Source organism: Cytobacillus sp. FSL H8-0458 (assembly GCF_038002165.1).
GTDB lineage: Bacteria > Bacillota > Bacilli > Bacillales > Cytobacillaceae > Cytobacillus.
On the sequence record NZ_JBBOBR010000002.1, the window covers coordinates 370,883 to 382,980 of the forward strand.

Annotated in this window: 9 protein-coding genes; all 9 read right to left on the reverse strand. The window is 43.0% G+C overall.

Annotation, left to right across the window (positions count from 1 at the left end; translation table 11 throughout):
- Positions 1–2: 2 nt before the first annotated feature.
- Positions 3–1,967 (reverse strand): TRAP transporter permease, encoded by a 1,965-nt coding sequence (locus NYE23_RS23150; RefSeq protein WP_341081534.1) that lies wholly within the window; start codon positions 1,965–1,967, stop codon positions 3–5.
- Positions 1,968–2,001: 34 nt separating this feature from the next.
- Positions 2,002–3,000 (reverse strand): TAXI family TRAP transporter solute-binding subunit, encoded by a 999-nt coding sequence (locus tag NYE23_RS23155; protein WP_341081536.1) that lies wholly within the window; start codon positions 2,998–3,000, stop codon positions 2,002–2,004.
- A gap of 13 nt (positions 3,001–3,013) precedes the next feature.
- Positions 3,014–3,670, reverse strand: coding sequence for a 3-oxoacid CoA-transferase subunit B (locus NYE23_RS23160; protein ID WP_341081538.1), 657 nt, complete (start codon positions 3,668–3,670; stop codon positions 3,014–3,016).
- Entirely contained in the window at positions 3,657–4,343 is a 687-nt protein-coding gene (locus tag NYE23_RS23165; protein WP_258751346.1) for a CoA transferase subunit A, read from the reverse strand. Before NYE23_RS23165 ends, NYE23_RS23160 begins: the two co-directional genes overlap by 14 nt.
- A complete protein-coding gene (locus tag NYE23_RS23170; protein ID WP_341081542.1) occupies positions 4,318–5,736 on the reverse strand; it encodes a CoA-binding protein in 1,419 nt (472 codons plus the stop codon). Before NYE23_RS23170 ends, NYE23_RS23165 begins: the two co-directional genes overlap by 26 nt.
- Entirely contained in the window at positions 5,733–7,772 is a 2,040-nt protein-coding gene (locus NYE23_RS23175) for a sigma 54-interacting transcriptional regulator (protein WP_341081544.1), read from the reverse strand. Before NYE23_RS23175 ends, NYE23_RS23170 begins: the two co-directional genes overlap by 4 nt.
- A gap of 374 nt (positions 7,773–8,146) precedes the next feature.
- Positions 8,147–9,409, reverse strand: coding sequence for a PTS ascorbate transporter subunit IIC (locus NYE23_RS23180; protein WP_341081546.1), 1,263 nt, complete (start codon positions 9,407–9,409; stop codon positions 8,147–8,149).
- A 123-nt stretch (positions 9,410–9,532) separates the two neighbouring features.
- Entirely contained in the window at positions 9,533–9,802 is a 270-nt protein-coding gene (locus tag NYE23_RS23185) for a PTS sugar transporter subunit IIB (RefSeq protein WP_009332100.1), read from the reverse strand.
- Between the two features lie 13 nt (positions 9,803–9,815).
- Entirely contained in the window at positions 9,816–11,933 is a 2,118-nt protein-coding gene (locus NYE23_RS23190; protein WP_341081548.1) for a BglG family transcription antiterminator, read from the reverse strand.
- Positions 11,934–12,098: the final 165 nt, after the last annotated feature.

A 12,098-nucleotide genomic window follows, 5' to 3' on the forward strand; every position in this document is an offset into this window, starting at 1 on the left:
CCTTAGTTTGATAATGTATTGGCCACTGTATTTCTAGGTACGAACTTTTGATATAAAAACATTGCCGCCAGGATCGCAAAGCCAATGATGTCTGACAAAAATCCCGGGTTGACCATCAGAAGAGCCCCGATAAAAAGAACGGCTCTTTCATACCAATATGAATGTCGGAACAGCCATCCTTCTGCAGCCCAGGCAATTCCAATAATTCCAATGATGGAGGTTGCAACAGATAGAATAATATCCGGAGCGTCTCCAACTAGCAGCAGCGTTTCCCCATATACAAACATATAAGGGACAATAAATGCCGCGAGGCCAAGCCTTACTGCAGTTAAGCCTGTTTTCATAGGCTCAGAACCGGCAAGCCCTGCCGCTGCAAATGCAGCCAGTGCTACTGGCGGAGTTATGGCAGATAACGCTGCAAAATAAAAAACAAACATATGGGCTGCAAGCGGGGACACACCCAGCTCGATTAATGCAGGAATGGTAAGCGGAACCTGTACAATGTATGCCGCAACAGTTGGGAGCCCCATTCCAAGAATGATGCTCGTAATCATCGTGAATACAAGCGTAATAATTAAAATGCCGCCTGATAAATCAATGATCAAGCTGCTGAACTTAAGGCCTATCCCGGTAAGCCCAATAATCCCGATGATAAAACCGGATGCCGCACAGGCAATAGCCGTCTCAATGGCAGCTCTGGCTCCTAAATCCAATGCCTTGAAGATCTTAGAGAAAGATAATCTTGTTGCCCCTTTTAAAGCGGCAACCAATATCGTCACCCCGATAGAGTAGAGACCAGCCTTCATTGGTGAAGAGCCGGATGCAAGCATGACCACAATCACTACTAAGGGGATAAAGAACATGAATCCGGTTTTCAAAACACTCGAAACCTTTGGAAGTTCCTCTTTCTTTAAACCAACGAGCCCCAAACGCCTTGCCCTCATATCGACCTGGAAATACAGGCAGCAGTAATAGAGGACTGCAGGAATTATCGCAGCTATGGCTATGTCCATATAAGGCACACCTAAATAGGAAGCAATGATGAAAGCCGAAGCCCCCATGATCGGCGGCATGATCTGGCCGCCCGTAGAGGAAACCGCTTCAACCGCAGCTGCAAAGTGACTCTTATAGCCTGTTTTCTTCATTAATGGAATCGTAAAGGCACCCGTTGTAACTGTGTTAGCAACCGCACTTCCTGAAATGGTTCCCAAAATGGAGCTTGCGACGATCGCCGTTTTGGCAGGACCTCCGCGATATTTCCCCATCCCGGCCACTGATAAATCGATAAAAAATTGACCTGCTCCCGAAACCTCTAAAAACTTTCCGAAGAGAATAAATAGAAAAATAAAGGTGGCTGATACCCCAAGAGGAGTACTGAAAATACCAGTCACTGTATAAAAGAGGTGATCAATAATCCACATCATGGTAAATTCACGATGGGAAAGTGACCCCGTAATCAGATGACCCCAAACTCCGTAAACGATGCAAATGAAGATAATAATCACCAGTGTATTTCCAATCACGCGGCGCGTTGCTTCAATCAGCAGCAAGCCGGATATGATTCCTATTGCAATTTCCAGTGCTGTCAGCGGCTCAATATAACTCATCCGTGATGAAATGACCTGGGAATTCATCACATAATAGGAATAACAGGCAATGGACAAAACCATAAACAGCCAATCATACCAGGGGATGCTTTCATTTTTTACCGCCTTCTTGGAAGGCTTATATATGGCAAATGTTAAAGCCAGCGCAAATGCCAGGTGTGCCGACCGCTGCAGGATGGATTCGAATACCCCAAAGAAAGCTGTATACAAATGAAAAAGAGACATTAAGACGGCAATAATGGAAATGATTTTGGCAGCCGCGCCCTTTAATAGGCGCAGCTTGCTGTTCAGATTTCCATCTTCGTCATATTCCGCAATCACTTTTGAAGCTTCTGCTTCCGTTACGTCATGTTTAGACATCATTTCACCTTCTTTTTAAAAGGATTATTTTGCTTTATTTAAGTGCCCCGACTTCCTTGTAATATTTCTCTGCACCCGGGTGAAGCTTGCCCACGTTGTTTTGCACTGAATACTCTGCATTAAAGTCTTTCATAATCGGGGATAATGTCGTCCATGTATCTTTTTCTTCTACCATCATTTTTGTGAGCTTATAAACCGACTCTTCGTCCATTAGATCATCATTAACCAGCAGAACCGTATAGCCGGCAACCGTTTTAACATCTTCTTTCACATTCGAATAAGTTCCGCCTTCAATGTCATATTCCAAATATCCTTCATTTAACTCATGCAGGCCTTTTACTGTATCATCATCCAAAGGAATCAGGCGGATTCCGAGGGTTGTATCCAGCTCCTGGAAAGTGGAAACCGGTGCAGAAACCATCCCTACAATGGCATCGATATGTCCGTCACGCAGAAGGTCGGCTCCATCAGCCGTTCCGATATATTCAATGCCGCCAAGATCGTCATAGCTCATGTCATTCAGCTTTAAAATATCCAGGAATGCCAGCTCTCCGCTGTATCCTTTAATTCCCGGGCTTACCTTCTTTCCCTTTAAATCTTTCACGGACTTTATATCAGAATCTGCCCGAACAACGATCTGGAATACATTTGGATACAGGGTTGCAACCGTGCTGACATTATCCACTTTTTCTTTAAAAGCATTGATACCGTTCAATGCCTCAGGCACTGTTTGGCCATTACTGAATCCAAGAGCAAACGTGCCCTGGCTTAAGCCCAAAAGATTGGAAACAGATCCGCCCTCTACTACCGTAACGGAGGATTCCGGATAGACTTCCTTCATTTTCTCTCCCATCGCCCCTGACAATGTGTACCAGAAACCGCCTACTGTTGCAGAACCGAAAGCCATATCCCGCGGGGCTCCTTCTGCTCCTCCGCCTTCGCTTGCTTTACCGTTGCTTCCCGCCTCATCCGAAGAACAGGCTGCCAATACGACTAACATAAAAGCCATTATAACTGCCAATAATTTTTTCAACTTTTTTTCCCCCTTAATTTGTTTCCATTTTGGTTTTTTCGAGCACATGGAATTCAGCATCTGTCATCTCCCGCAATGCTTCAATCGAAACATCGGAGAGAGTTTCTATGAGGTGCATTTTTCCTTCAAGAAATTTAAATACAGCATGTTCGGTGACAATCATATCTGCTTTTCTTGTACCGCTGCTAGGAAAGGATAATCTTTTCACAATTTTCGGACTTCCATCTTTAGACAAGTGCATGGAAGCAATAATCATCCGCCTTGCTCCCGCAACTAAATCCATGGCCCCTCCCACTCCAAGAATGGTTTCTCCGGGTACTGCCCAATTGGCGACTTCACCGGTTTCATCGACCTGCAAAGCTCCCAATACAGCTGTGTCTATATGCCCGCCGCGGATCATCAGGAACGAATCCGAACTATCAAAGAGGGATGCCCCTGTGTCCATGGAAACAGGCTTCTTGCTGGCGCTGATCAAATCCATATCAATGTCTTCGTCAGACGGAGTCGGACCCATTCCGAGAAGGCCGTTTTCAGACTGAAGGTAAACCTTTTTGTCATCAAGGTAATCCGGAATAATGGTAGGGATGCCGACTCCTAAATTGACAATTTCTCCTTCCTTCAGTTCCTGTGCTACCCTTTTGGCGATCTTGATTCTGTCAGATAGACTCAACGTATCTTCCTCCTTCTTTTACATATTGATTGATTACGACATAATCAACGTATAAGTGAGGGGTTACCACTTCTTCCGGGGCAAATGCACCAGCTTCCACAATCTCGTCCACTTCTGCTATGACCACCTTCGCAGCCGTTGCCATAACCGGGTTGAAATTCCTCGCTGTTTTGTCATAAATTAGATTTCCCAGTGTATCAGCCTTAAGTGCTTTAATAATGGCCACATCCCCTTTGATTGCTTTTTCAAATATGTAGGATTCGCCATCGATCACTTTCTCTTCTTTCCCTTCAGCAAGCTTGGTCCCGGCGCCTGTCTTCGTATAGAACCCTCCGATGCCTGCCCCGCCGCACCGGATGGCTTCTGCCAAAGTGCCCTGAGGAATTAATTCAATCTCCAGTTCACCTTTTGACCAGGCCTTAACCGCATCACGATTAGTGGTAAAATAAGAACCTTTCGCTTTTTTCAGCTTACCTGCCACCAGCAGTTTTCCGAGCCCCTTCCCTTCCTCGCCTAAATTGTTGCTGATGACTGTGAGATTATCTTTATCGGATTTCACCAGCTCATCTATTAAAGTAAGCGGTGTTCCCGAAAGGCCGAATCCCCCGACAAGCAATGTGTCGCCGCTTTTAATAAACTGCAGTGCATCAGCAGGATTTAATCGTTTTTTCATTATGTTCCTCCTCTTGTCTCTGGGTTTCCGAGTAATTTATATAAGCAGACAATGATTTGATGGCTGTATTTTCATGAAAGAAGTAAGGTTTCTTTGTTTCCTTTAATATGTCAATGGCCAGCTCCCCCTGGTATCCCTGGGACATGAAAATCGGAATAAAAATACTATCTCTTTCCTCCATCAGCTTTTTCATTTGTTCCGAGAGAATTTCATTTTGATAGTCTACCTGGAATGGGAAAGGAACAATGATATTATCGAAATCACCCGATTTATGAAGCACTTCCAGACAGGTTGTTAATTTTGACAAGTCATCGTATACGATGGTGGTCAAATCTAAAGGATTCATGAATGACTTCTCTATACCTGTAATCGTTTTCATTTTCTGCTGAAGTTCTGATGATAAAGGCTGAAGCTGAATTCCATACTTATCGCATAAATCCGCCAGATAAATGGAAGTAGCCCCTGCCCAGGAAAAGATAGCCGTCCGCTTTCCTGCTGCCTTTTTGTATGTATCAAACAGCCATGAAAGGGCGACAACTTCATCAATGCTTTCAGCTTTTACCAGTCCGGGGTGATTGACCATATCCCATGGAATAGAGTAATCATTGTTTCTTCCAAGGTGATATTTAACGGCAATTCTTGAAATCTTCGAATGGCCGATTGGCAGCAGGATCACCGGCTTCTGTTTGATATAGGCCTGGTGCAGCAGACGGAAAAAGCGCTCTTCCTCAGAAATGGATTCAATGATTAATAGAATGGTTTCTGTTGATGGATCACTAATTAAAAATTCAAAGCAGTCATTAATGGTGATATCCATCTCATTTCCAGGTGATAGCCAATAGGAAAATCCGAGGCCTTTTTCATTCGCATCAAGAACTGCCCGGCCTAAACTTCCTCCATGACTGATCAATCCAACAGATCCCTTATGAAAATTCTTAGGTTCAAAACGGGGTGAAAAAGAGATTCCCCAGTTTCCTATAAAATGATAGAATCCGGGAGAGTTTGGTCCATAAACCGTTGTTTCTGTACCTTTAACAATTTCCTTTAGCTCTTCTTCCCGGTTTATTCCATCCGGACCGCTTTCAGAAAAACCCGAGCTGATGATGATGACACTCTTCACTTGTTTATTTACACATTCTCTTAAGATGGCAGGGGCATGTTTGAAAGGAACAATTACACATGCCAAATCGACTTCTTCTCTGATCTCGAGTACACTCGGATAGCAGTGAATTCCCGAAATGGTGTCATAGTTTGGGTTTACGAGATGAATCTCCCCGGAAAATTTTGATTTTTGAAGATTGACCATGACACGTCCCGCATTTTGATGGAACCTTTCCGAAGCTCCTATTATGGCAATGCTATTAGGGGAAACAAGCGTCTGCAATGATCTCATGATTTTAATAATCCCCCTTCTAATTTTTTCACCTTTCGAACAATGGTAGAAGGATTCACTTCCAGCACACGGGCAATGCCCCGATAGGATTTTTCTGACTGTGACGCTTTATAGATCAGCTCTCTTTCAAGCAGGTCTACAGCCTCTTTTAGCGGTAATATCTGATTTACGACAATGGCTTGATCATGACTCATTCCCTGGTTATCGCCTTTGCTGAATAAAGAAAGAATCTCCTGCTCCCCCACTTCCAGATTCGAAGCTGTTACGTATATTCTTTCAATCATATTGACGAGTTCCCTTACATTCCCTGGCCACTGATAATTAGTAAGGACCTGTATGGCTTTCTTGGTGAATTTGAGATGTTTGTGATATTTTGCTTCGAACATTCTTGCATACGCATCAATCAGGATTGGAATATCTTCGACCCTTCTTCTTAAAGGCGGAATTGATATGGGAATAACATTCAGCCTATAAAATAAGTCCTCCCGAAAACTGCCTTCCAGGACTAATTCTTTAAGATCCCTGTTTGTAGCGGCAATTACACGCACATCAATCTTTGACGTTTTGGCAGATCCTACCCGGGTAATCTCCATTTCCTGCAATACACGCAGCAGCTTGACTTGCAGGTGGTTTGGGATTTCCCCAATCTCGTCCAGAAAAATAGTTCCATTATTCGCTTGTTCAAATAAACCGGCTTTTCCCTTTTTCAAGGCACCTGTAAAGGCACCGCCTTCGTATCCAAAAAGCTCAGACTCCATTAATGATTCAGGAATAGCCCCACAATTCACTTTAATAAATGGCTCTTCCGACCTTGGACTCGACTGTTGAATCAGCTTGGCAATCTCCTCTTTCCCCACTCCCGACTCACCTGATAATAGAACCGTAACATCCACCTTTGCCACTTGCTGAACGGTCTCAAGCAGTCTTTCCATTTCGGGTGATTTGGCTATGAATGTCTCCGATCTTTCGGAAAGGTGCATATGTTCAAGTATTGACTTTGTTTTTGCCAGCTCACTTCTAAGTGCATCGAATTCAGTCATGTCCTTCACATTGATAACAACTCTTTCAATTTGATTGCTGCTGTTCTTAATGGGATTTGCCGTTATAATTAAGGAATTTTTATTGTCTTTGCTTGTTTCCATGATGTTATGCGATCTGCCCTTAGCTTCTACCTGCCGGGCTATATCTTTTATGTAGTCAGGAGTATCTTTCCTTACATCAAATAGCTGCCGAAAACTCTGGTTGCATTTGATAATGGTTCCTGACCCATCTGTGATACAGATGCCGTCTGTTGAGTTATCCAGGATCGTTTCCTGTTCTTTTACCAGCTGCTTGACTGATTCAAGTTCATTGGATACAAATTCTATTTCTGAAATGTCCTGAAAGACGCCAACCGCTCCTACAAGAGTCTCGCCATCATAGAGCGGTGTTCGATGAGTTAAATATTTTCTTTTTCCTACCCGGTATTTTTCTGTATGTCCCCTGCCTGTGCGGATAACATTCAATAACCCGCTTGGAGCGACAACATCAGTTAAAAACTTTCCAATGGCTTTCTCCTTAGTTGTCATAGCCATCTTTTCTGCCGGAGGATTCATTGAGGTAATCCTCCCCTCCAAATCGATGGAAAGAATCCCATTATGTGCCGAATTAAAAATAGCATCCATGCGGCTGAGCTCCACCTGAGAAGTTCTGGCATAGGCCGCCAGATACTGTTCTTTTGTCAGGAAGCCGGTGATTTCCCCATTTTTATTTAGAATTGGCCAGATTTCCTGGTCAACGGACTTTATATTCTTTAATTCATCCGTTTCATTAAGGAAACAAAAGTCAGTCTGGTAAATTTCTGATATTGCCTTATTTTGATTTAACAAACCTTCTAATAGATTATGCTCTGTAAAGCATCCCGCCAGCTCATCTCTTACGTTATAGACCAGCCCGCCTTTCATATAGGATTCCAGCAGGGTCTTTGCTGCCTCTTTGATGTAATCGTTTTCAAAAAATTTAATAGAAGTACGAGTCATCACGTCTTTTACTAACAAATTTCCCGCTCCCTCTGAGTGATTCACTCATAAATTATTAATGCAAGAAGTGTGCCAACGTTAGAAAATTAATAAAATGCTGATATTTCTCACATTTTGTAATATTTAAACTATATATCCTGTAAAAAAATGTTGCAATACCGCAACAGGTGTTGCGACAGCGCATTAAAGGGTGAAAAAAACAGGTCTCCACGAGGCAGGAGGACCTATGATTCATTCTTATCCTTTTTAGCACTGTTGCGTTTTTGCAACATACCTTGAATTTAATAAATAGATTACTATGACTATCTAACAGTTGCCGACAGGCTAACCCAAATTTTTCTGAAAAACAAAAAGGAACTCCACATCAAAGTGAAGTCCCAATAATAACTAGATTAAGAAAACAGTTTAATAAGGAAGCTCAATAAAATCCCCACAACCCCAAAGTCCGAGTCTCCAAAGGTAGTTCCCTCAAATCCTAGTGATCCAAGAACCGGAAGCAATAAGGCCGGAAGGAATGAGATTAATAGACCGTTTGCGAATGATCCGATTATCGCTCCGCGTCTGCCCCCAGTCGCATTTCCGAATACCCCTGCCGCCGCACCTGTGAAGAAGTGCGGAATCAGGCCTGGCACAATTATTTTCAGGCCAAATAATGGTAGAAGGAACATAGAAAGCAAACCAGCTACAAAGCTGAATAGGAATCCGATAATAACTGCATTTGGCGCAAAAGGGAACACTGCCGGACAATCAAGGGCAGGCTTCGCATCTTTTACTACTTTATCCGCAATTCCTTTAAATGCAGGAACGATTTCTGCAATCAGCATCCGCACACCGGCAAGGACCACATATACACCAGCTGCAAACGTAATCGCCTGCATGAGCGAGAATACAAGGAAGTTAACTCCGCCGCTCAGTTCAGATTCTACATAGCCTTTTCCGGCGATCGGCGCAACAACCAGGAAGAGAATCGTCATTGTCAGAGACATCGCAACAGATGTATCGCGCAGGAATCCAAGGGATTTTGGCACTTTGATATCCTCTGTCGATTTGGATTTATCCCCTGCACGCTTTCCGATAAAGCCGGAAACAAAGTAGCCGAAAGATCCAAAGTGGCCGACAGCGATGCTGTCATTGCCTGTGATTTCGCGTACATATGGCTGGACAAGCGCAGGCATGAAAACCATTAATAATCCCAGAATAATAGACCCAATAATGATCAGCGGAAGTCCTGTAACTCCGCCGGTTGCAAATACAGCTGAGATCAGGCAGGCCATGAATAAAGTATGATGTCCGGTAAGGAAAATATATTTAAACGGTGTAAAACGGGCAATTAATATGTTCATGACCATCCCGAAAAGCATGATCATCGCGGTTTCTTTCCCAAATGTCTGCTGGGCAATCGCTACGATGGCTTCGTTGTTCGGAATAACGCCCTGGATATGGAAAGCCTTTTCAAACATTTTTCCGAAAATATCAAGTGAGCCTATTAAGATGCTTGCTCCTCCATTCAGGATGAGAAAGCCCATGATTGTTTTAAGGGTACCTGATATAACATCGGCAATTCCTTTCTTCTGCAGAAGCAAGCCAAACAAGGCGAATAAACCAACCAGGATGGCGGGCGTGCCCAATATATCATTCATGATGAAATCAAACATGTTTACCCCTCCTTTTTAAATCCTCTGTATCTATCTTTCATCTGAGCAATTTTTTAGGTTATACTGTATTTGTTCTTTTTATTTTTCAGCGGGCGAGTCTATCGCCTGCTCTTTTTTTCTCTATTAGGATAAATGTGATTCCAATGCCGCTTTTAGCTCGTTTTGATCAAGGATGTTTGTCAAACCAATGATCGTTCTTGTTCCGTCATCCAAAGTGGAAATCAGGTCTTTAGATCCCAGGTAGATATCCGCTTTTTCAGATTTAGCCGTAGTTAAGTCGGTATGTGAAACATCTGCTTCCACTCCCAGCTGGCTTAAAACTGTTTTTACGTTCATTTCTACGATAAAGCTGCTTCCAAGTCCGTTTCCGCATACTACTAGAATTTTTTTCATTTTTATTTCCTCCTTAGTCTTGTGAATATTGATTAATAATTTCCAATACGTCAGCTGCTGTATCAGCATTCTGCAGCTTTTCAAGGTTATCGCTGTCAGACAGCATTTTGGACAGTTGAGATAATGCTTTTAAATGGGTTTCATTATCGATGGCTGCCAGCACAAAGAATAATCTTACCTGATGCTCCGGCTTTTCCGAAAAAGCACAGCTTTCCTTTAATTGCAGAAAGCTCATTCCCAGCTTGTTCACACCAGCTTCAGGGCGGGCATGAGGAAGGGCAATTCCAGGAGCGATGACGATATATGGCCCCATTTCTTTCACGTTTTCAATCATGGCATCAATGTAATTACGGCTGATGGATTGATCGGCCAATAGCGGCTGTGACGCTATTTGCAGTGCTTCCTGCCAGCTTGGGGCAGAATCTGAAAATTGAATTTTATCTGCGGTTAGAACTTCATTTAACATTGGCTTTTGGTCCACCTCACTTTTTGCTTCTTTATTTGATTGATAGTAGACTTTCAACTCCTGGATCAGCATGCTTTCGTCTTTAATATCTGCATGCTTCCGGATAATGTCCATCAATGTCTCAATGTTTTCTGATTTCGGCCTTTTTTCTGATGCCTGAACCTGCTTAAGCAGGGATTCCTTCTCAGACGGGTTAAGAATCGGATTTACAATAAACACCGGTACATTTTTCAGGGATACTGGCGTGGTCGAAATGACAAAATCCAAATCAGCCAGGGACGCTTTCTCATATTCACGGACGGTGTATACATTCGCCACATCGACAAACGGCATGAGATCTTCAATTTGTTTCTGAAGGATTCGGGACGTGCCGATACCGCTGGCACACACTACAGCCGCTTTTTTGCGGGCTTCCACCCTGACGCCTTCTTTATCAATCCAGCCTCCAAAGTGCATCGCAATATAGGCCGCTTCATCATCCGATACTTTTTTGCCAAGCACGTATTCAAAATGATGAACCACTTTTTTGGTTAGAATAAACAGATCCTGATAGGACTCCTGTACGGATTTGGATAATGGATTCTCCAGTTCGATTCCATATTTGATCCGGAAATATGCCGGTTTTAAATGAATCAATAAATTTCGTTCAAGTTCCTTCCGGTTTTGAAAAAATACGCAGGCATACTTTTGAAAATCATCGACCATTCTTATTGCTATTGATTTGAGGATAGCAAGGTCCTGATTTTCCAGCTCATGTGTATCATAGTCGCTTATTTTCGCCCCTAACAGGTAGGTTGCAAGATAGCAGGCTTCATCATCAGGAACCTCAATCTGGAAACCGCTTTCAATTTTTCGGCAAATAAATTGAGCAGCGGTGTACTCTTTTGTTTCTTTAATGACCTGTTTTTCAACAGGATCCATTTTGATGTATTTTTCCTGGTTAAATCTTTTGATGAGCATAAATATATGGGCGCTTAGCGTCTCCATCACTTCATCTGTGTAATGAACGCCGGAAAATGATTCACTTTCATTCAGAATCTCATAAATTGTTTCTAAATCAGCACGCTGAAACATTTCAGGTGACAGTCCAGGTGTGTCCTGGATGGTTAACTGGACTTCGGATAATAGATCATTCCAGCCGCGATTGGTTAAAACCTGTGATAAGCAGTAAATCAGCATTTTCCGCTTATCCTGTTCTTCGCCGGCAATGTAGTAGCCAGAAGGTTTATGGAAATTCAACTGAACCTGGAACTGACTCAGCTGCTTTTTTAACTCCTTGATATCTGCCAGAAGCGTACTCCTGCTGACACCCAGCTTATCTATCAGATCCTGCAGATAAATGGTTTTCTCACGGGTCAGGATGAGGATGGCGGTCCAGGCCATTCTTTCTTTTCGTGAAAACTCATAACTGGCAGCTTTATCAAACGAATCCAGCCGCTGTTTAATCTGCTGCTTTTCTTCTTCATCGAGAAAAAATCCGGCAGCACGAACATATTTCAATTCATCTAAACCCTGGTCTTTCAGCCAGCTATTAATTTTGTCGACATCATAGTATACAGTCCGCTTGGAAATCTGTAATTCTTCCATAAGCTCCTGCGGAGAAACATGTGTAGGTGCATGGACCATTTTCGTCAAAATCGTCATGCAGCGCTGGTCAAGAATCATCGGGAGCGCTCCCTCCTTTACCTGATTCTAAATAGTAAGTTTGCAAAAGTCAGACTCTAAATTCATCGAATTGTCTGCTTACTACGTATTATACTCCTGTATTGCACAAAATGAAGTCCGAATTCTGTAAGGGGGTTTTTGCAAGAGTTGGACTTATATTAGCTG

What these genes read in the sequence shown, in the direction of transcription:
- NYE23_RS23185 (WP_009332100.1), bottom strand. Translation starts at nt 9,802, where the DNA reads ATGAAAAAAATTCTAGTAGTATGCGGAAACGGACTTGGAAGCAGCTTT.
- NYE23_RS23190 (WP_341081548.1), bottom strand. Translation starts at nt 11,933, where the DNA reads ATGATTCTTGACCAGCGCTGCATGACGATTTTGACGAAAATGGTCCAT.
- NYE23_RS23165 (WP_258751346.1), bottom strand. Translation starts at nt 4,343, where the DNA reads ATGAAAAAACGATTAAATCCTGCTGATGCACTGCAGTTTATTAAAAGC.
- NYE23_RS23150 (WP_341081534.1), bottom strand. Translation starts at nt 1,967, where the DNA reads ATGTCTAAACATGACGTAACGGAAGCAGAAGCTTCAAAAGTGATTGCG.
- NYE23_RS23170 (WP_341081542.1), bottom strand. Translation starts at nt 5,736, where the DNA reads ATGAGATCATTGCAGACGCTTGTTTCCCCTAATAGCATTGCCATAATA.
- NYE23_RS23180 (WP_341081546.1), bottom strand. Translation starts at nt 9,409, where the DNA reads ATGTTTGATTTCATCATGAATGATATATTGGGCACGCCCGCCATCCTG.